Source organism: Nonomuraea soli (genome assembly GCF_013761175.1).
GTDB classification, from domain to species: Bacteria; Actinomycetota; Actinomycetes; order Streptosporangiales; family Streptosporangiaceae; genus Nonomuraea; species Nonomuraea soli.
Genome location: NZ_JACDUR010000001.1, coordinates 310,678 through 329,743, shown reverse-complemented (window position 1 = coordinate 329,743; position 19,066 = coordinate 310,678). Strand labels below are relative to the sequence as shown.

Genomic DNA, 19,066 nt, shown 5'->3' with positions numbered 1-19,066 from the left:
CCTGGCCCGCGCGCCCCCTGGCCCGCGCGGCGCCCCGGGGTCGTGGTTCGGGCTTCCTCGCCCGTGGGCCGGGTTTCCTCGCTCGCGGCCCCGCCCTTCGGACATCGGCGGCTCACGGGCCGGTGGCTCGCGAACACCGGCCCCGCCGCCCCGCCACTCAGCGGGTCAGCGGGTCAGCGGCTCAGTGGCTCAGCGGGCGAACTCTGTCGCCCGAGACTCCCTGACCACGGTGATGCGGATCTGCCCCGGATAGGTCAGCTCCTCCTCCACCTGCTTGGCCATGTCGCGGGCGATCACCTGCGCCTGGATGTCGTCGATGTTCTCCGGCTTGACCATGATCCGGATCTCGCGCCCCGCCTGCATCGCGAAGACCTTCTCGACGCCCTCGAAGGAGGAGGCGATCTCCTCCAGCCGCTCCAGGCGCTTGACGTAGGCCTCCAGCGACTCGCGGCGCGCGCCGGGGCGGCTGCCGCTGATCGCGTCGGCCGCCTGCGTCAGCACCGCCTCGACGGTCCTGACCTCGACCTCGTTGTGGTGCGCCTCGATGGCGTGCACCACGTCCTCGCTCTCGCCGTACCTGCGCGCGATCTCGGCGCCGATCAGCGCGTGGCTGCCCTCGACCTCGTGGGTGAGCGCCTTGCCGATGTCGTGCAGCAGCGCACAACGCTTCATCAGCGCCGTGTCCATCTTCAGCTCGGCGGCCATGATCCCGGCGATGTGCGCCGACTCGATGAGGTGCTTGAGCACGTTCTGGCCGTAGGAGGTGCGGTACCTGAGCTGGCCCAGCAGCAGCGTCAGCTCGGGGTGCATGTCGGTGATGCCCAGCTCCACCAGGGCGTCCTCGCCCGCCCGCGCGCACAGGTCCTGCACCTCGGCCTTGCTGCGCTCGTAGGCCTCCTCGATGCGCTGCGGGTGGATGCGGCCGTCGAGGATCAGCTTCTCCAGCGTGAGCCGGCCGGTCTCCCTGCGGACCGGATCGAAACACGACAGCAGGACGGCCTCCGGCGTGTCATCGATGATCAGGTTCACACCCGTCGTCGACTCGAACGCCCGGATGTTGCGGCCCTCCCGGCCGATGATCCGCCCCTTCATCTCGTCGCCGGGCAGATGAAGCACGCTCACGACCGACTCCGCCGTCTGCTCGGCCGCGATCCGCTGTACGGCCAGCGTCACGATCTTGGTCGCCCGCTTCTCGCCCTCCTTGCGCGCATCGCTCTCGATCTCGCGGATGATCAGCGCCGCTTCACGCTTCGCCTGGTTCTCGATGTCCTTGATCAGCTCGTTCTTGGCCTGGTCGGAGGTGAGCCTGGAGACCCGCTCGAGCACCTTGCGGCGCTCGCCCTCCACCTGCAGCAACCTCTCCTGCCTGACCGTCAGCTCCTCCTCCGACTCCGTCAGCTTCCGCTCACGGTCGGCCTGGCGCTTGGTCTCCTCGTCGAGGCGCTCCTCGCGCTCGGCCAGGCGGCGTTCCCTGCGCTCCAGATCGGCACGCAGCTCCTTGAGCTCGTGCTTGAGAAGCCGGGACTCCTCCTCGACCTCCTGGCGCAACTGCGTGGCGCTCTGCGCGGCCGCCTCGGAACGGCGCAGGATCTCCTCGGCGTCGGACTCCGCCTTGTCGCGGATCTGCCCCGCCTCCAGCCTGGCCTGCGTGAGCTCGTCGTGCGCCTCCGCCAGCTGCTGCGGGCTCGCCTTGGCCGACTTGGGGGACCCCGTCCTACGGATCACCAGCACCAGCGTCGCGATCGTGGCTACCGCAAGCAGCAGCACCGCCACTGTCAGCACCGGCACCAGCGACTCCATGGATGCCCCGCCCTCCTCGCGCACACGTGGCCCAAACGGGAGGCGTCACAGGCGCGGCGCGGACAGCCCGAACGTTGTCATCTCCAGTTGGAGAGAAAACAAGCCAAGGCGAAACTGGCACCGACTGTGATAGCCGGCGCCTTGCCCGCCTGGGTCACTCGATCGCGTTCGTCCGTCGTTCACCGGTATGGCAATCCGCACTGCGCGGAGTAACTCCTCACTGCCGTCGAGGTTATGCGTCGAAGAGGTAACGGGCAAGCAAAGGTGGCCTGTCAAGCGTGTCGGAGCACGTGACAAAAACGAGATTTCACCATTCCACCCGCTTCCCCACCCCCTTGCTCGCCGCCCCCGCAGCGGGGACAGGGTGTGGCAGACGAGCGCCCTGGGGCCGCTGAAGCCCGCCGAACGGGCTGTCCTCGCCAGGCTCATCACGGCAAGAGAGCCCGGGGATGATGCCGCGTGCCGGGCTCACCAACCGCGAGGCCCGCAGCACACCCAGCGCCAGCCCCGCCAACCGCAGGGGTCGCAGGACGCCCCGCAGGACGCCCCGCAGCACGCCCCGCACCAAACTCGCCAACCGCAGGGTCGCAGGATGCCCCCGCACCAGACCCACCAACGGCAGGAGCCGCAGCACTCCGGCGCACTCCCAGTGCCAGACTCGCCAACCGCAGGGTCGCAGGATGCCCCGCACCAGACCCAGCAACCGCAAGAGCCGCAGGATGCTCAGCCCAGGCCGCCCCAGCAACGGCAATGGCACTGGATGCCCTGTGCCAGGCTCGTCACCGGCAGGTGCCGCACAGCATGCCCTGTGCCAGGCTCGTCACCGGCAGGTGCCGCACAGCATGCCCTGTGCCAGGCTCGTCACCGGCAGGTGCCGCACGGCATGCCCTGTGCCAGGCTCGTCATCGGCAGGTGCCGCATGGCATGCCCGGTGCCGGGATCGTCAATGACAGACGCAAGGTCGGTCAGAACGGGTCGTCGTCCTCCACCTCGACCCCCTCCTGCTCCAGCGCCTCCCGCACCACCCGGTAAGCCACCCCAGCGGAATACCCCTTCCGCGCCAGCATCCCCGCCAGCCGCCTGACCCTGACCTGCGAATCGAGCCCCCTGGTCGAGGCCAGCTTCCGATCCACCAGCCGCCGAGCCGTCTCCGCCTCCTGATCAGCGTCGAGCCGCTCGACGGCCTCCTTCACCGTGTCACCGTCAACCCCGCGCTGCCGTAGCTCCGAGGCGAGGGCACGCTTGGCCAGCCCCCTGCCATGGTGCCGGGAATCGACCCACGCCTCGGCGAAGGCCTCGTCGTTGATGAAGCCCAACTCGGTGAAACGATCGAGCACCCGTTCCGCCACGTCGTCGGGCACCATCCGCTTGCGCATCGCCTCGGCCAGTTGAGCCCTCGTCTTGGGGGCCATGGTCAGCAGGCGCAGGCAGATGTTGCGCGCGACGGCCTCCGGGTCGGCCGGCGGCGCCTGGGCGGCGGACGAACCGGCGTCGGGGCCGTCGGACCGCCACCCACCGCCGCTCCTGTAGCCGCGGGAGTTGCCTGACCCGTATCGGCCTCGCCTCGATGACCCCTTGCCTCCGCGCCGCCCGCGCTTCTCGGGCTCCACGGTGTCGAACAGGCCGGAGCCCGTCTCTCCAAGGCTCTCGTAGGGCTGCCTCCAACCGGCCGAGCTCCGTTCCTCGACCGGCTCACCGGACGCCGCTGAGCCGGCTAGCCCTTGCGTCGCGGTGCTCTCGCCAGGCTCCGGCGAGCCGAGCAGCCGCACCCCCTCGCCGAGCTCCGCAGAATCGAGCACCCCTCGCTCGTCCACGCCCGCGCCACGCTCCGCCGAATCAATCGGCTGGCGCCCGTTGGCGCTCTGGCTGAGCCCTGCCGAATCAAGCGGCCCTCGATCGTCCACGCTCTCGCCGCGCTCCGCCGAACCAAGCGGCCCTCGGCCTTCCACGCCCTCGCCGCGCTCCGCAGAACCGAGCGACCACGGCGCGCTTACACCCTCATCGCCCTCCGCCGAGCCGTACGAACGCCCTTCCCCCGGGTGGGGCCCAACCGCCTCCATCGGCGTCGCGCCGAAGCCGCGCGCGCCCACTTCACCCAGTCGGCCGTCATCGCCCGAACCGTCCCCGTCCCCCGCACGCCCCCCGCGAGCAGGCCGCCGTCGTGCCCCCCGACGGGCGCCGCGGCGAGGCGTGGTGCCGTCGTCTCCGGAGGCGAGGCCGGCGAGTGGGCCGGTGCCGTCGTCACCCGAATCGAGGCCTATCACCGGTTCGCCGTCGTCGCCCGAGCCCAGGGCGAAGGCAGGCGCCCCCGCGTCACCGTCGGCCCCGAAGAACGGGTGGCCGTCATCGTCGTCGAAAGCCGCAGCGAAGAACTGGTGATGTCCGGTCACCACCTCGCCGGCATCGAGCCCAGCAGGCTGGTGACCCTCCGCCGCCCCAGCGCCAGCAGGGCCGACCGGCTGGCGACCCTCCGCCGCCTCACCGCCACCACGGCCGACGGGCTGGCGACCCTCCGCCGCCTCACCGCCAGCAAGGCCGACCGGTTGGTGGCCGGCCGTCACCTCATCGGCGCCGGCCGGTGCCTCGTCAGCGCCCGGCCCGAAGAACGGGTGGCCGTCGTCGATCGTGCGTCGTTCGCCGTTCTCCCAGTACGGGTGGACCGTGGGCGAGGGGCGGCGTGCGCGGGTGGGTGGCTCGGGCCAGGCGCCCCAGTCACGCGGATGCGATGGCCGGGGAGAACGGGCAGGGCGGCGTGGCGCCTCCTCCGGGCCGGATGGGTGGCCCGGAGGTGTGGAGGGGGCGTCCGCCGCCCAGTCGGGAATGGCGGCAGGGTCGGAGTCGACCCAGCCCGAGCCGCTGGGGTCGCCGGACGGCCGCCTGGTGCGGCGTCCGCGGTCGCCCCGAGGCTCGTTCACGCGTCCACCGCTCAGACGTCACCCGGCTTGGGCATGGCTGCGGCCTTGGAGCCGCGGCCGGATGCGGCGGGGGCCGCGGCGGTGCGGGCGGCTGCGGGAGCGGCGGCACCGGGAGCGGCCGGGGCGCCGTCGGCGGCGGGCGCGTCGAGACGCGGGCCGACCCCCAGCTTCTCCTTGATCTTCTTCTCGATCTCGTTGGCCACGTCGGGGTGGTTCTTGAGGAAGTTGCGGGCGTTCTCCTTGCCCTGGCCGAGCTGGTCGCCCTCGTAGGTGTACCAGGCGCCGGCCTTGCGGACGAAGCCGTGCTCGACGCCCATGTCGATGAGGCCGCCCTCGCGGGAGATGCCCACGCCGTAGAGGATGTCGAAGTCGGCCTGGCGGAAGGGCGGGGCCATCTTGTTCTTGACGACCTTCACGCGGGTGCGGTTGCCGACCGCCTCGGTGCCGTCCTTCAGGGTCTCGATGCGGCGGATGTCGAGGCGGACCGAGGCGTAGAACTTCAGGGCCTTGCCACCGGTCGTGGTCTCGGGCGAGCCGAACATGACGCCGATCTTCTCGCGCAGCTGGTTGATGAAGATGGCGGTGGTGCCCGTGCTGTTGAGCGCACCGGCGACCTTGCGCAGCGCCTGAGACATGAGGCGGGCCTGGAGGCCGACGTGGCTGTCGCCCATCTCGCCCTCGATTTCGGCCTTGGGCACCAGGGCGGCGACGGAGTCGATGACGATCAGGTCGACGGCGCCGGAGCGGATCAGCATGTCGGTGATCTCGAGCGCCTGCTCACCGGTGTCGGGCTGGGAGACCAGAAGGGCGTCGGTGTCGACGCCGAGCTTCTTGGCGTACTCGGGGTCGAGGGCGTGCTCGGCGTCGATGAAGGCCGCGATGCCTCCGGCGCGCTGCGCGTTGGCGACCGCGTGGAGCGCCACCGTCGTCTTACCGGAGGATTCCGGGCCGTAGACCTCGACGATCCTGCCGCGGGGGAACCCGCCGATGCCGAGCGCGACGTCGAGGGCGATGGCTCCGGTCGGGATCACCTCGATCGGGGCGCGGGCGTCGTCGCCGAGGCGCATGACGGAGCCCTTGCCGAATTGACGCTCGATCTGTGCGAGGGCAGTCTCAAGGGCCTTCTCGCGGTCATTGATAGCCATGGGATCTCCCCTTGGAGGAACGTGGTCCGGTCAGTCGTGAGAAAGCTACGGCCTGCCACCGACATTTTCTGGCCGAACCGCGGTCGAGCCACCGCCCGGCTGCTTCCCATATTAGCCGAACGACTGTTCGATCTCATCCGAACCATGAACCTGGCGTGTCCCGTCCGCGACTGAGGAGACATGAACGAGATCCTGGTGCTCCGCTGCCAGCTCGGTGAGCGCGACGCGCTCGAAGAGCTGGTCAGAGCCTGGCACGAGCCGGTGCGGACCTATGTCGGCCGCATGCTCGACCCGGGCCGCGCCGACGACGTGACCCAGGAGGTGTGGGTGGCGGTGGTGCGCGGTCTGCCACGGCTGAAGGACCCCGCGCGGTTCGCGCCGTGGTTGTTCACGATCGCCAGGCGCGCGGTGACCAACAGGCTTCGCGAGGAGTACGGCACGCAGGAGTCGTCCTCCGAGGCGGAGGAGACGGCCGAGCCGCCCGCCCTGCCGTACGAGGAGAGGGCGGCGCTGCTCGACGGCCTGGCCATGCTGCCTCCGCGCGAGCGGGAGATCCTCGTCCTGTTCTACCTGGAGGATCTCCCGATCGAGGACTGCGCGCAGATCTGCGGGGTTCCTGTCGGAACGGTCAAGTCCCGGCTGTTTCGCGCGCGCCGGATGCTCAAGGAGCGGTTGAGGGAGGAGTCGCAGTGAACGAGGAAGAGATCATCGAGCTGGTCCGCGGAGAGGTGACGCCGTGGCGGCGTTTCCGCGGGGTCGTCGCGCTCGTCGGCGGCCTGGTGGGCGGCACCCTGCTGGTGTCGTTGTGGGCGAGCGAGCCGAGCCCGCTGCCCGACCGCACGAACCTGGTCTTCGGGATGCTGACGCTGCTGTGCGCGGCGTGGTTCTGCTTCGGCGTGTGGGCCACGGTCAGGCCCGCGCCGATCTTCGCCATGGACCGGCTGGTGGCCGCCTGGCTGGCGGTGGCGGCGTCGGCGCTGATGACCGTCGTGCTGGTCATCGCCGTCGGATGGGGGCCGGCCGCGATCGTGGGGGGCGTGTTCGTCGCGGTCGCCGCGCTGCTGGCGTTCCGGGCGCACAGGACCGTCAGGGAGATCGCCAGGCGGCTGGCGGGCTAGACATTCCACCACAATGCGCCGCCGCTGTTGCCAGGGTCGTGAGCTGGGGTGATGCTGAAGATGTGGCGACCACGTACACCGAGGAGCGGCGCCTCCACCTTCAGGCCCTGGCCGAGCTGCTCCCCGATCACGGGCTCGTGGGGCGCATGGTCGGCGGCGGCGAGCCCGTGTTGTGGGTGTGGCATCCGCGCACCGGGCGGCAGACCCTGATCTTCGCCACGCCCACCCAGCGTGGCTGGCTCTTCCTGTGGTCGCCCGGCGGTCAGGGGGGCGCCGACGAGCTGGAGATGACCGTCGAGTCGCTCAAGGCGATCCTCGGCGCGGACGCGGAGCGACCGCCGGAGGGGAACTAGCGCAGTCCCGAGGCGACCGGCTCGACCTGGCAGACCGCGCGCCAGACCTCCTTGGCCCCGATGCCGTCGGCCAGCGCCTGTTCGACCGTGCGCCCGCCCAGCGGCGCCAGCACGTAGTCGCGGGCCCACGACTCGGCGTAGGCGTCGCCGAAGTGGGCGCGCATCCTTCTCCAGAACTCAGTTAGGCGCATCAACCAAGTATCGAACCACCGTCGCAGTGGGTAGGACCTCCGCCATGGCGAAATCCTCCAAGACCCCCAAGAAATCGCCCGCCAAGTCCGCCAAGAGCAAGGTGGGCAGGGCCAAGCGCCGCTTACTCGACCGTCTCATCCGCCAGTCGGTGGCTCAGGAGAAGGCCGATCGTTCGGAACGGCACGCCGGGCTCAAGCGTGACCCGCGCGCGGGGATAGATCGCACCAGAAGGGCCTCGCGCCGCTGACCCTTCTCGCACGACAACGCTTCACAGCACTCGCGAGCCGTACATCTCACCGAGATGGTCGGCGAGCAGCTCCAGCCGGGCGCCGTCGGGGTCCCTGAAGTAAATGGAGGCGCCGCTCTCTATCTGGTGCGGCACGCCGGCCATCTCCAGTTTTCCGCGCAACCGTTCCCACGTGACCGGGTCCACCGAGATCGCGATGTGGTGCAGCCCGCCCAGGACCTCCTGGTACGGGCCCAGGTCGAGACCCGGGAAGTCGAAGAACGCCAGTAAGTTGCCGTTGCCCACGTCGAAGAAGAAGTGGCTCGACCCCTTGTGGTCGCGGTTCTCGAAGATCTCGGTCAGCGGGAATTCGAGCAGGTCCTGGTAGAAGCCGATGGTCCGCTCGACATCGGACGACAGCAGGGCGAAGTGGTGCAGGCCGCGGGCGCTGCTCGGGGGGCGGTGCGGTATCAGGTGCTGCTGCTTGATGCGCTCGTGTTTCGCGGCCAGGGCCGTGTCGATCTCGCTCACTGGGGGCTCACCTCACTCCTCCTATCTCCGGGATGGAGCACATCAATCTTTGCTGACAAAATTTGAAATCTGTCAGTCCATAGTCCATAGTTGGACTCATGGATACTCGCAAGCTTGGTGAGATGCAGACGTCCACGCTCGGGCTGGGCTGTATGGGAATGTCCGATCTGTACGGCCCGGCGGACGAGAACGAGTCGATCGCCACGATCCACGCCGCCCTCGACGCGGGCGTCACCCTGCTCGACACGGGCGACTTCTACGGCATGGGCCACAACGAGATGCTCATCGCCAAGGCACTCGAAGGCCGCGACAGGCCGCAGATCAGCGTCAAGTTCGGCGGCCTGCGCGGCCCCGACGGCGCCTGGCTCGGCTACGACGGCCGCCCGATCGCCGTGCGCAACTTCGTCGCCTACAGCCTGCGCCGCCTGCGCACCGACCACATCGACGTCTACCGGATCGCCCGGGTCGACCCCGAGGTGCCCATCGAGGAGACCGTCGGCGCGATCGCCGACCTCGTACGCGAGGGATACGTCAGGCACATCGGCCTGTCGGAGGCGGGCGCGGAGACGATCCGCCGGGCTCATGCCGTACACCCGATCTCCGACCTGCAGATCGAATACTCCCTGATGTCGCGCGGGATCGAGGAGGAGATCCTGCCCGCCTGCCGCGAGCTCGGCATCGGCGTGACCGCGTACGGCGTGCTGTCGCGCGGGCTGCTCAGCGGTCACTGGTCGCCGGAGCGTGAGCTGGGCAAGGGCGACTTCCGCGCGCACAGTCCCCGCTTCGCCGGGGCGAACCTGGAGCGCAACCTGGCGCTGGTCGAGGCGCTGCGCACGATCGCCGACGACAAGGGCGTGACGGTCGCGCAGCTGGCCATCGCCTGGGTGCTCGGCCGCGGCGACGACATCGTGCCGCTGATCGGCGCGCGCCGCCGCGACCGCCTGCAGGAGGCGCTGGGCGCGCTCGACGTCTCGCTGACGGAGGCCGATCTGGCAGCGATCGAGGCCGCCGTGCCCGCCGGTTCGGCGGCGGGAGATCGCTACGCTCCCGCCCAGATGGCGCACCTCGACAGTGAACGCTGAGAAAATCACCTCATGAGCGACGGTGTGCTGACACGCGAGCAGATCCTGGCCGCTGCCCAGGACGTCCTGCGCCGCTACGGCCCTGCCAAGGCGACGGTGGTCGACGTGGCCAGGGCGCTCGGTGTCAGCCACGGCAGCGTGTATCGGCACTTCCCCAGCAAGGCCGCGCTGCGCGAGGCGGTCACCCACCAGTGGCTGGAGCAGTCGCACGCCGCACTCGCCGTCATTCCTGACGGGCCCGCGCCCGTACGGCTGCGCGCCTGGTTGTCGGCGCTGTTCACGGCCAAGCGCAAGAAGGTCCTCGACGATCCCGAGCTGTTCGCCACCTACACGGTGCTGGTCGGCGAGTCGAGCACGGTCATCGCCGCCCACATCGACGAGCTCGTCGGCCAGCTGGAGGAGATCGTCGCGGCGGGCGTGGAGCGCGGCGAGCTGGCCACGGCAGACGCACGCAGCGCGGCGCGGGCCGTGTTCGACGCGACGGCGCGTTTCCACGACCCCGCGCACGCGGCCGAATGGTCGGATCCAGCCATCGACGCCCAGTTCGAGGCGGTCTGCGACCTGCTGATCTCCGGTCTGGTACGGCACGCGAGGCCCTGAACGGGGGCCGGGGCGAAACTGTCGGTGCGGCACGGCACCATGAAGGTATGAGTGCGCTCGACCAGTTCAGCCCCATGGCCCAGGAGTGGTTCCGCGGTGCCTTCGCCTCGCCCACGGCGGCGCAGGAGGGTGCGTGGCAGTCGATCGCGCGCGGTGACAACACCCTAGTGGTCGCGCCCACCGGCTCCGGCAAGACACTCGCCGCCTTCTTCTGGTCGCTCGACCGCCTCGCCGTACGGCATCGGCAGGCCGAGCCCGAGCGCCGTGCCGTACGGCAGGCGAGATCCGCACGCAAGGCCGAGCCCGAGCAGCCCAAGAGCTGCCGGGTCCTCTACATCTCCCCCCTCAAGGCCCTGGCGGTCGACGTCGAGCGCAACCTGCGCGCTCCCCTCGCCGGCCTGAAGCAGACCGCGCGGCGCCTGGGGCTGCCGGTGCCCGAGATCTCGGTGGCCATCCGCTCCGGCGACACCTCCGCCGAGGAACGGCGCCGATTCGCGAGCAAGCCCTCCGACATCCTCATCACCACGCCGGAGTCGCTGTTCCTGCTGCTCACCAGCCAGGCGCGCGAGGCGCTGCGCGGCGTCGAGACGGTGATCATCGACGAGGTGCACGCCGTGGCCGCCACCAAGCGCGGCGCCCACCTGGCCCTCAGCCTCGAACGCCTCGACGACCTGCTCGAACGCCCGGCCCAGCGCATCGGACTCTCGGCGACGGTGCGCCCGGTCAGCGAGGTGGCCGCGTTCCTGGGCGGCACCCGCCCGGCGACCGTGGTCCAGCCGCCCTCCGACAAGCAGATCGAGATCGAGGTCGTCGTCCCGATCGAGGACATGACCGAGCTCGACGCCCCGCCCCCGCAGGACGACTTCGCCGAGCCCGCCCGCAGGTCGATCTGGCCGCACGTCGAAGACAAGCTGTTCGACCTCATCGGCGCCCACAGCTCCACGATCGTCTTCGCCAACTCGCGCCGCCTGGCCGAACGCCTGTGCACCCGGCTCAACGAGCTGGCCTACGAACGCTCCAACCCCACCGTCGACCTGTCGCTGTGGGACTCCACGGGCGGGGGCGAGCAGCACGTCGAGGTGTCGGGTCCCGGCGCCCGGCGCTCACCGGCCGAGATGATGGCGCAGGCGGGCGGCACGAAGGGCGTGGTGCCCGAGGTCGTGCGCGCCCACCACGGCTCGGTCTCCAAGGAGGAGCGCTCCCAGATCGAGGAGGCGCTCAAGTCGGGCCGCCTGCCTGCCGTCGTCGCCACCTCCAGCCTCGAGCTGGGCATCGACATGGGCGCCGTCGACCTGGTCGCCTGCGTCGAGGCGCCGCCCAGCGTCGCCAGCGGCCTGCAGCGCATCGGCCGCGCCGGCCACCAGGTCGGCGCGGTCTCGCGCGGGGTGATCTTCCCCAAGTATCGCGGCGACCTCATCCAGACCGCCGTCGTCGCCGAGCGCATGAAGAGCGGCCAGATCGAGGAGATGCGCTACCCGCGCAACCCGCTCGACGTGCTGGCCCAGCAGATCGTGGCGATGACGGCGCTCGACGAGTGGACCGTCGACTCACTCGAAACGGTGATCAAGCGCGCCGCGCCGTACTCCACCCTGCCGCGCAGCGCCCTGGAGGCCACGCTCGACATGCTCGCCGGGCGCTACCCGAGCGAGGAGTTCGCCGAGCTGCGGCCGCGCATCGTCTGGGACCGCGTGACGGGCACCCTGCAGGGGCGGCCGGGCACCCAGCGCCTGGCCGTCACCAACGGCGGCACGATCCCCGACCGGGGGCTGTTCGGGGTGTTCCTCGTCGGCGAGCGCGCCTCTCGGGTGGGCGAGCTCGACGAGGAGATGGTCTACGAGTCGCGCGCGGGAGACGTGTTCGTGCTCGGGGCGACCTCGTGGCGCATCGAGGACATCACGGCCGACCGGGTGCTCGTCTCGCCCGCTCCGGGGCAGCCGGGCAAGCTGCCGTTCTGGCACGGCGACACCCTGGGGCGACCCGCCGAGCTGGGGCGCGCCATCGGCGCCTTCCTTCGCGACCTGTCGGCGGAAGCCGAGGGGAGGACGGCCTCTCCGGAGCCGAGCGGCGGGCGTGGGGGCTCGAAGGGCTCGAAGGCGACGGGCAAGCGTCGCTCCTCCAAGGGAGCCGATGTCGCGGGCTCAGCTGTCGGGGGCTCAGCTGTCGTGGGCTCGGGTGTCGCGGGCTCGGGTGCGGCGGGCTCCGGTGCGGCGGGCTCGGGTGCGGCGGGCTCCGGTGCGGCGGGCTCGGGTGGTGGTGCGGTGGAGCGGTTGCGTGCCGCCGGGCTCGACGGCTACGCGGTCGACAACCTCCTCTCCTACCTGCACGAGCAGCGCGAAGCCACCGGCTACGTCCCCGACGACCGCACCCTCCTCGTCGAACGTTTCCACGACGAACTCGGCGACTGGCGCGTGGTCATCCACTCCCCCTACGGCGCGCGGGTGCACGCCCCCTGGGCGCTGGCGATCAACCGGCGGCTGCGCGAACGCTACGGCCTCGACGTGCAGGCGGTGCACTCCGACGACGGCATCGTCCTGCGCATCCCCGACACCCTCAGCGACCCCCCGACCGACGTCGCCGCCTTCGACCCCGAGGAGATCGGTCAGATCGTCACCGAGGAACTGGGCGGTTCCGCCCTGTTCGCCTCCCGCTTCCGCGAGTGCGCCGGGCGCGCCCTGCTGCTGCCGCGCCGCAACCCGGGACGCCGCACCCCGCTGTGGCAGCAGCGCCAGCGGGCCGCCCACCTGCTCGGGGTCGCCTCCCAGTACGCCAGCTTCCCGGTGGTGCTGGAGACGATGCGCGAGTGCCTGCAGGACGTGTTCGACGTGCCGGGGCTGGTGCAGCTGATGCGCGACATCGCCGCGCGCCGGGTGCGTGTGGTGGAGGTCGAGACCTCGCAGGCTTCGCCGTTCGCGGCGTCGCTGCTGTTCCACTACATCGGCGCGTTCATGTACGAAGGCGACGCACCGCTCGCCGAGCGTCGCGCGCAGGCGCTCGCGCTCGACACGTCGCTGCTGGCCGAACTGCTCGGCCAGGCCGACCTGCGCGAGCTGCTCGACCCCGACGTGATCGCCGACAGCGAGCGCGAGCTGGCCCGCCTCGACCGGCCGCTGCGCGACCAGGAGGACCTGGCCGACCTGCTGCGGTCGCATGGCCCGCTGCTCGCCGACGACGTCAGCGTGCGCGGCGGCGACCCGGCGTGGCTGGCGGAGCTGGAGCGTGCCCGGCGGGCGATCCGGGTGCGAGTCGCGGGCGAGGAGCAGTGGGCGGCGATCGAAGACGCCGCCCGGCTCCGCGACGCACTGGGCACGCCACTGCCGGTGGGCATCCCGCACACCTTCCTGGAGCCGGTCGCCGATCCGCTCAGCGACCTCCTGTCCCGCCACGCCCGCACCCGGGGGCCGTTCACGGCGGGTACGGCTGCCGCCAGGTTCGGGCTGGGTGTCGCCGTGGTCACCGACGCGCTCAACCGGCTGGCCGCCACGGGGCGGGTGGTGCAGGGCGAGTTCAGGCCGGGTGGCCGGGGCGAGGAGTGGTGCGACGCGGGGGTGCTGCGCATGTTGCGCCGGCGCTCGCTGGCGCGGCTGCGCAAGGAGGTCGAGCCGGTCGCCCCGGAGACGCTGGCGACCTTCCTGCCCGCCTGGCACGGCATCACGGCCTCCATCTACCAGGACGGCGAGGGCCACGGAGGCGCCCCCGGCTACGGCGCCCAGGGCGTTTCAGCGCCTGGCGGCCATGGAACCCCCGGGGTTTCAGGACCCACCGGCCACGGAGCGGGCGGCCACGGAGCGGGCAACCACGGGGCGGGCAACCACGGGGCGGGCGGCCAAGGAGCGGGCGCCTTCCCGGGAGCCGGGGGTCGCGGGGGCTCGGGCGTTCCCGGGTCCGGGGGGCACGGGGCGTGGGGTGTCTCCGGTCCTGGTGCCGACCGTCGCGGTGGGGGCGCGAGTCCGGCGCGGGCCATGGACGCCCTGGTCAACGCCCTCGAACAACTCCAGGGCGCCGCCATCCCCGCCTCGGCGCTCGAAAATCTCGTCCTGCCCGCCCGTGTCCCCGGCTACCACCCGGCGCTGCTCGACGAGCTGACCGCCTCGGGCGAGGTGCTGTGGGCGGGCCAGGGCTCGCTGCCCGGCGGCGACGGCTGGGTGAGCCTCTACTTCGCCGACACCGCCCCGCTCCTGATGCCCGACCCGCTCGACGTCACCATGACCCCGCTGCACGAGCGGGTGCTGGAGGTCCTGGGCAACGGCGGTGCGCTGTTCTTCCGCGGCCTGTCCGAGCGGGCGGGCGCGCTCGACGACTCGGCTCTGGTCGCCGCGTTGTGGGATCTGGTGTGGTCGGGCCGGGTCTCGGGTGACACCCTGGCTCCCCTGCGGGCGACGCTGGGCACGGGTCGTCCCGCTCACCGCCCGGCGACCACGCGGCGCCGGCGTGCCGTACTGCCCACGCGTAGTGGCCCGCCGACGGTGGCGGGACGCTGGTGGCTGCTGCCGTCGCCGTCGGCCGAGCCGACCGTGCGCGCCCAGGCGCAGGCCGAGGTGCTGCTCGAACGGCACGGCGTGATCACCCGCGGCGCGGTGGCCGCCGAGCGGCTGCCCGGGGGCTTCTCGGGCGTGTACCAGGTGCTGCGGGCTTTCGAGGAGAGCGGCAGGTGCCGCCGCGGCTACTTCGTCGAGGGCCTGGGCGGGGCGCAGTTCGCGCTGCCGGGGGCCGTCGACCGCATGCGAGCCCTGGCCCCACGCGCGTCTGGGGGAAGCCCTCCGGCCTGGGGTGCGCCCGGCGAAGGCCCGCAGGCCCCGAGCTCGCTCGCGTCGGCTCCGGGCCGGCCCGTGGGTGAGCGGGCGCCGGAGGTGAGGCGGGCCGTGGTGCTGGCCGCGACCGACCCCGCCAACCCGTACGGCGCGGCGCTGCCGTGGCCCGCGCACCCGGGCGACGTCTCGCACAAGCCCGGACGCAAGGCGGGCGCCCTCGTCGTCCTCATCGACGGCTTCCTCGTCCTCTACGTCGAACGCGGCGGCAAGACGCTGCTGTCCTTCGCCGACGACGAGCGCCTGCAGCCGGCCGTCGACGCGCTGGCGCTGGCGGTGCGCGACGGGGTGCTGGGCAAGCTGACGGTGGAGCGCGCCGACGGCGAGTCGATCATCGATTCTCCCCTGGCCGGTGCGCTCGAGGCGGCCGGTTTCCACCCGACCCCGCGGGGATTGCGTCTGCGCGCCTGAGGGAGTTCGTCAAGGCAGGCGGATCCCCGCATATCCCATCTCGAAGATCTTCTTGATCTCGACGTTGCCCTGGTACAAGGTTGTCTGGGTTGTCCGGCGGACTGATGAGGAGACTGGCGTGGGCGACGCCCTCGAACTGATGGGCCTGACCAAGCGGTTCGGCGAGAAGGTGGCGGTCGACGGGGTGAGCCTCCATGTCCCCGCGGGCTCCTTCTACGGTCTGGTGGGCCAGAACGGCGCCGGCAAGACCACCACCCTGTCCATGGCCGTGGGCCTGTTACGCCCCGACGACGGCCATGCGAAGATCTTCGGCCAGGACGTCTGGAGCTCCCCCGAGCAGGCCAAGGCGCTGGTCGGCGTGCTCCCCGACGGCCTGGCGATGCCGGAGCGGCTGACCGGCCGCGAGGTGCTCACCTATCTGGGCCTGCTGCGCGGCCTGCCGAAGGCCACGGTCGAGCAGCGCGCGCGGGAACTACTGGCGGTGCTGGAGCTCGACGAGGCCGAGAAGACCCTGGTCATCGAGTACTCCACCGGCATGCGCAAGAAGATCGGCCTGGCCACGGCGCTGCTGCACGCGCCGCGGCTGCTGGTGCTCGACGAGCCGTTCGAGGCGGTCGACCCGGTGTCGGCGGCGACGATCAAGACGATTCTGCGTGGTTTCGTCGCGGGCGGCGGCTCGATCGTGCTGTCCAGCCACGTCATGGCGCTGGTGGAGCAGCTGTGCGATCACGTCGCGGTGATCGACGACGGCAGGGTCGCGGCGGCGGGCACGCTCGACGAGGTCAGGGGCGGCCGCACGCTGGAGGACACCTTCGTGGAGCTGGTCGGCACGCCGGGCGACGGGGTCGAGGAGCTGTCGTGGCTGACCAGCTGACCGCGCCCCGGGCCGCTTCGCCCGCCACGACCGTGGCCGCGACCGCGGTGACGATGGCCAGGATGAAGCTCGCCGTCCTGCGCCATTCCCGCACCGGCCAGCAGGGCCAGATGACCCTCACGGGCGTGGCCCTGGGCGGGGTGCTGGCGCTGGGCACGTTGTGGCTGAGCGTCACCCAGAGCCCCGAGATGCTGGCCGCGGCGTACGCGGTGTGGCTGCTCGGCTGGCTGCTGGGCCCGGTGATCATGGGAGGGGGCGACGAGACGCTCAAGCCCGAGCACTTCTCGCTCCTGGGCCTGCCTCCGCGCAGGCTGGCGACGGGCCTGCTCATGGCCGCCTTCGTGGGCTTCGCGCCGGTGGTCAGCCTGTCGGCGCTGCTGGGCCTGCTGGTGGCAGGCGTACGGCTGGGCGCCGGCAACGCGCTGCTGGCCGTACCCGCGATCGTGTTGCAGCTCACCCTGTTCGTCCTGGTGTCGAAGGTCGCGGTGGGCGCCCTGAGCCTGGCGTTGCGCTCCCGCGTCGGCGCGATCGGCGCCGGGGTGATCAACGGCGCGATCGTGGCCGGGCTGGGTCAGATCTGGGTCTTCTTCTGGGCGTTCGGCGAGACGGGCGTGCCCGGCCTGGTGTGGTGGCTGCCGTCCGGCTGGGGCCTGCGTGCCGTCGAGGGCGATCTGGTCGCGCTGGCGGCGCTGGCCGTCCTCGACCTGCTGCTGCTCGGCCTCTGGGCGGCCTTGCTGTCGCGCAGGACCGGCGCCCGGCGGGTGAACGCCCGGCCGAGGCGGCCGATGACGGCGTCGACGGCCAACGGCGCGCTGATCGCCAAAGAGCTGCGCACGTGGTCGCGCGACCTGGTGCGCAACCACCAGCTGACCTTCGCCCTGTCGTACGGCGTCTGTTTCGGCGCGGCGCCGCTGATCCTGGGCTGGAACGGCATGTTGCCGTACGCCGGTCCGATCTTCATCGTGATGGCCGCCTCCATGACCTCCAGCCTGTACGCCATGGACGGCACAGCGTTGTGGCTGACCCTCATGACGCCCGGCGCGACCGATGTGCGCGGTCGCCAGCTGGCGTGGTTGTCGGCGGTGACGCCGGTCGCGGTGCTGGTCACGGTCGGGTTCGGCGCCATCTCCGGCGGTCCGTGGCCGCTCCTGCTGGCGCTGCTGCCCGCGTTGCTCGGCGGCGCGGCGGGGCTGGTGCCGGTGGTGTCGATCTACGGCCTGGTCCCTGGCACCGACCCGCACAAGCGCGGCGGCAACCCGCTGCGCATCAGCGAGGACAACAACGGCCTGACGGGCCTGGCCTACCTGATGCTGGCGCTGGTGGCGGCGACCGGCGCCCCGGCCGGCATCGTGGCCGCGCAGTACGGCTGGGCGGGCGTGCCCGTCGGCCTGGCGACAGGCGTGTGGTGCTGGTGGTTCCTGGGCCGCCTGGCCGAGGCCCGCCTGCGCTCCCACGGCCCCGAGCTGCTGCACACCATGCGCACCGGCCGCAAGGCTGCGTCGTCTCGCTCGAAGAGGTTCGAGGATCTGCCCAAGTCGAAGCAGACCGTCGCCTGGATCGGGTTCGGCCTGGGCGCGATCCCGCTGTTCCCGCAGGGGATCGTGGCCTGCGTCTTCCTCGCCAACGGGCAGCTGAACCACTCGTGGTTCCTGGCCACGTACATGGAGCCCGGACTGCGGTGGTCGGTGGCGATCGGGATGATCGTGCTCGGGGTGGCCTTGTACGGCATGGGCCTCTACGCGATCAGGCAGCCATCGGCGACCCCGGAAACGGCGGCCACAGAAACGTCGGCCCCGGAGACGACCGCGACCCCGGAAACCGCGACCCCGGAAACAACCACCCCGGAGGCGCCCACGAAAGCGCCCTGACGAGCCTCACGCCACCGTCGCCTCGATGAGGTCGTCCACCACCCCGGCCAGTCCCCCGCCCCAGGCGTGCGCCCGGCGCTGGCGCACCGCTCCCGATCCCCGCAGCGTGAGCAGCTCCAGCCCCTCCTCGACGAACTCCAGGTCGCCCGCTTCGGCCAGCGCCTGCCGTACGTGCTCGAGCAGCTGGCAGGCCAGGGCCGTGCCGGGCACCAGCCCGCCGCCGTGCAGCAGGTCGAGGCCGGAGCCGTGGATGCCGTCGCGGGCGGCCCGCCAGTAGGCGGCGCGCAGCACCTCGGAGGCGACGGGCGGCCCGAGGTCGCCGCGGGTGACCGAGGCCAGCGCGGTGACAACGAGGGCCCGGATCAGCCCGACGATCACGAGGCTGTCGTTGACGTCGAGGGGCACGTCGGCCACGCGGATCTCGACGGTGGGCAGCTTGGGTGAGGGCCGGGTGTCCCAGAAGACGGTCTTGGCGTCCATGAGCGCCCCGGACTCCGACAACGTCGCGACGGCGCGTTCGTAGGCGGAGTAGTCCGTGAAGTAGGGCGGCGCGCCCGACACCGGCCAGCGGCTCCAGCTGATCACCCGCCAGGAGGCGTAGCCGGTGTCGCGTCCGACGAAGTACGGAGAGTTGGCGGCCAGCGCGATGATCGTGGGCAGCCAGGGCCGCAGGTGGTTGCCCACGTAGACGGCGTGCTCGGGGTCGGGCACGTCCACGTGGACGTGCAGGGCGCAGATGCTGATCTCGTCCTGGAGCGCCCGGTAGAGCACGCGGCCCTGCTCGTAGCGGGCGTCGTCGGACAGGGGTGCGGGCACGACGTCGCCGAGGACGGGGATGCCGCTGGCGACGACGGCCAGGCCGCAGTCGCGGGCGGCGCGGGCGACTTCGCGGCGGGCGCCGCGCAGCCGTTCGCCCACCTCGGTCAGGTCGGCCGATGGAGGGGTGCGGGCCTCGATCTGGAATCGGGTGATTTCGTGGGAGAGGTCCTGGACCTCGGTGGCGGCTGCGAGCACCTCTGCCGCCCGGGGGGCCACGGCCCGTGAGACCGGGTCGACGATGAGGTATTCCTCTTCGATCCCGAGAAGGGCAACCATATGCATTTCCTACCCACTCGGGCTTGTAGCCCAATCAAGATCATGGAATAC

Annotated in this window: 15 protein-coding genes; 9 read left to right on the top strand and 6 right to left on the bottom strand. The window is 71.6% G+C overall.

Features of this window, described 5'->3' with window-relative positions; translation table 11 throughout:
- Positions 1-189 precede the first annotated feature (189 nt).
- The 3 genes from rny to recA all read right to left on the bottom strand — a co-directional run bounded on the left by rny (position 190) and on the right by recA (position 5,860).
- Complete coding sequence (gene rny / locus HNR30_RS01555) at positions 190-1,800, bottom strand: ribonuclease Y (protein ID WP_181607642.1); 1,611 nt, start codon at positions 1,798-1,800, stop codon at positions 190-192.
- A 965-nt stretch (positions 1,801-2,765) separates the two neighbouring features.
- Positions 2,766-3,422, bottom strand: a complete 657-nt coding sequence (recX, locus tag HNR30_RS50585; RefSeq protein WP_376771731.1) for a recombination regulator RecX — start codon at positions 3,420-3,422, stop codon at positions 2,766-2,768.
- A gap of 1,304 nt (positions 3,423-4,726) precedes the next feature.
- On the bottom strand, positions 4,727-5,860 hold the full coding sequence (gene recA / locus HNR30_RS01545) for a recombinase RecA (protein ID WP_181607638.1): 1,134 nt from the start codon (positions 5,858-5,860) through the stop codon (positions 4,727-4,729).
- Between the two features lie 180 nt (positions 5,861-6,040).
- Here recA and HNR30_RS01540 point away from each other — a divergent pair, with 180 nt between their 5' ends.
- The 3 genes from HNR30_RS01540 to HNR30_RS01530 all read left to right on the top strand — a co-directional run bounded on the left by HNR30_RS01540 (position 6,041) and on the right by HNR30_RS01530 (position 7,331).
- Positions 6,041-6,553 (top strand): RNA polymerase sigma factor, encoded by a 513-nt coding sequence (locus tag HNR30_RS01540; protein WP_181607627.1) that lies wholly within the window; start codon positions 6,041-6,043, stop codon positions 6,551-6,553.
- Positions 6,550-6,978, top strand: coding sequence for a hypothetical protein (locus tag HNR30_RS01535; RefSeq protein ID WP_181607625.1), 429 nt, complete (start codon positions 6,550-6,552; stop codon positions 6,976-6,978). Before HNR30_RS01540 ends, HNR30_RS01535 begins: the two co-directional genes overlap by 4 nt.
- A 62-nt stretch (positions 6,979-7,040) precedes the next feature.
- Positions 7,041-7,331, top strand: coding sequence for a hypothetical protein (locus HNR30_RS01530; RefSeq protein ID WP_181607621.1), 291 nt, complete (start codon positions 7,041-7,043; stop codon positions 7,329-7,331).
- On the opposite strand, the gene HNR30_RS01525 is transcribed toward HNR30_RS01530, so the two are convergent.
- Positions 7,328-7,522: a DUF3046 domain-containing protein gene (locus HNR30_RS01525; protein WP_181607618.1), complete on the bottom strand. Its 195-nt coding sequence runs from the start codon at positions 7,520-7,522 to the stop codon at positions 7,328-7,330. The two genes, HNR30_RS01530 and HNR30_RS01525, sit on opposite strands and share 4 nt — an antisense overlap.
- 44 nt (positions 7,523-7,566) lie before the next feature.
- Between HNR30_RS01525 and HNR30_RS01520 the strand changes: the two genes are divergently transcribed.
- The gene (locus HNR30_RS01520; RefSeq protein ID WP_181607614.1) at positions 7,567-7,770 is read left to right on the top strand and encodes a hypothetical protein; all 204 of its coding nucleotides are present in this window, start codon (positions 7,567-7,569) and stop codon (positions 7,768-7,770) included.
- A gap of 21 nt (positions 7,771-7,791) precedes the next feature.
- Here the strand turns inward: HNR30_RS01520 and HNR30_RS01515 are convergent, their stop codons facing one another.
- Positions 7,792-8,280 carry a VOC family protein gene (locus HNR30_RS01515; protein WP_181607611.1) on the bottom strand — a complete coding sequence of 163 codons (489 nt, stop codon included), beginning with the start codon at positions 8,278-8,280 and terminating at the stop codon, positions 7,792-7,794.
- Between the two features lie 98 nt (positions 8,281-8,378).
- Here HNR30_RS01515 and HNR30_RS01510 point away from each other — a divergent pair, with 98 nt between their 5' ends.
- From HNR30_RS01510 to HNR30_RS01485, 5 genes are all read left to right on the top strand, one after another.
- Positions 8,379-9,362, top strand: a complete 984-nt coding sequence (locus HNR30_RS01510) for an aldo/keto reductase (RefSeq protein WP_181607608.1) — start codon at positions 8,379-8,381, stop codon at positions 9,360-9,362.
- Between the two features lie 12 nt (positions 9,363-9,374).
- Positions 9,375-9,962, top strand: a complete 588-nt coding sequence (locus HNR30_RS01505) for a TetR/AcrR family transcriptional regulator (protein ID WP_181607606.1) — start codon at positions 9,375-9,377, stop codon at positions 9,960-9,962.
- Positions 9,963-10,009: 47 nt separating this feature from the next.
- On the top strand, positions 10,010-15,178 hold the full coding sequence (locus tag HNR30_RS01500; RefSeq protein WP_246377073.1) for an Lhr family helicase: 5,169 nt from the start codon (positions 10,010-10,012) through the stop codon (positions 15,176-15,178).
- A gap of 139 nt (positions 15,179-15,317) precedes the next feature.
- On the top strand, positions 15,318-16,052 hold the full coding sequence (locus HNR30_RS01490; protein ID WP_181608892.1) for an ABC transporter ATP-binding protein: 735 nt from the start codon (positions 15,318-15,320) through the stop codon (positions 16,050-16,052).
- Positions 16,037-17,920 carry a hypothetical protein gene (locus HNR30_RS01485; protein WP_181607603.1) on the top strand — a complete coding sequence of 628 codons (1,884 nt, stop codon included), beginning with the start codon at positions 16,037-16,039 and terminating at the stop codon, positions 17,918-17,920. The genes HNR30_RS01490 and HNR30_RS01485 overlap by 16 nt, the downstream gene beginning before the upstream one ends.
- Positions 17,921-17,926: 6 nt before the next feature.
- Here the strand turns inward: HNR30_RS01485 and HNR30_RS01480 are convergent, their stop codons facing one another.
- Positions 17,927-19,015: a carboxylate-amine ligase gene (locus HNR30_RS01480; protein ID WP_181607601.1), complete on the bottom strand. Its 1,089-nt coding sequence runs from the start codon at positions 19,013-19,015 to the stop codon at positions 17,927-17,929.
- Positions 19,016-19,066: the final 51 nt, after the last annotated feature.

What these genes read in the sequence shown, in the direction of transcription:
- HNR30_RS01540 (WP_181607627.1), top strand. Translation starts at nt 6,041, where the DNA reads ATGAACGAGATCCTGGTGCTCCGCTGCCAGCTCGGTGAGCGCGACGCG.
- rny (WP_181607642.1), bottom strand. Translation starts at nt 1,800, where the DNA reads ATGGAGTCGCTGGTGCCGGTGCTGACAGTGGCGGTGCTGCTGCTTGCG.
- HNR30_RS01505 (WP_181607606.1), top strand. Translation starts at nt 9,375, where the DNA reads ATGAGCGACGGTGTGCTGACACGCGAGCAGATCCTGGCCGCTGCCCAG.
- HNR30_RS01500 (WP_246377073.1), top strand. Translation starts at nt 10,010, where the DNA reads ATGAGTGCGCTCGACCAGTTCAGCCCCATGGCCCAGGAGTGGTTCCGC.
- HNR30_RS01520 (WP_181607614.1), top strand. Translation starts at nt 7,567, where the DNA reads ATGGCGAAATCCTCCAAGACCCCCAAGAAATCGCCCGCCAAGTCCGCC.
- HNR30_RS01510 (WP_181607608.1), top strand. Translation starts at nt 8,379, where the DNA reads ATGGATACTCGCAAGCTTGGTGAGATGCAGACGTCCACGCTCGGGCTG.
- HNR30_RS01480 (WP_181607601.1), bottom strand. Translation starts at nt 19,015, where the DNA reads ATGGTTGCCCTTCTCGGGATCGAAGAGGAATACCTCATCGTCGACCCG.
- recA (WP_181607638.1), bottom strand. Translation starts at nt 5,860, where the DNA reads ATGGCTATCAATGACCGCGAGAAGGCCCTTGAGACTGCCCTCGCACAG.
- HNR30_RS01525 (WP_181607618.1), bottom strand. Translation starts at nt 7,522, where the DNA reads ATGCGCCTAACTGAGTTCTGGAGAAGGATGCGCGCCCACTTCGGCGAC.
- HNR30_RS01490 (WP_181608892.1), top strand. Translation starts at nt 15,318, where the DNA reads ATGGGCCTGACCAAGCGGTTCGGCGAGAAGGTGGCGGTCGACGGGGTG.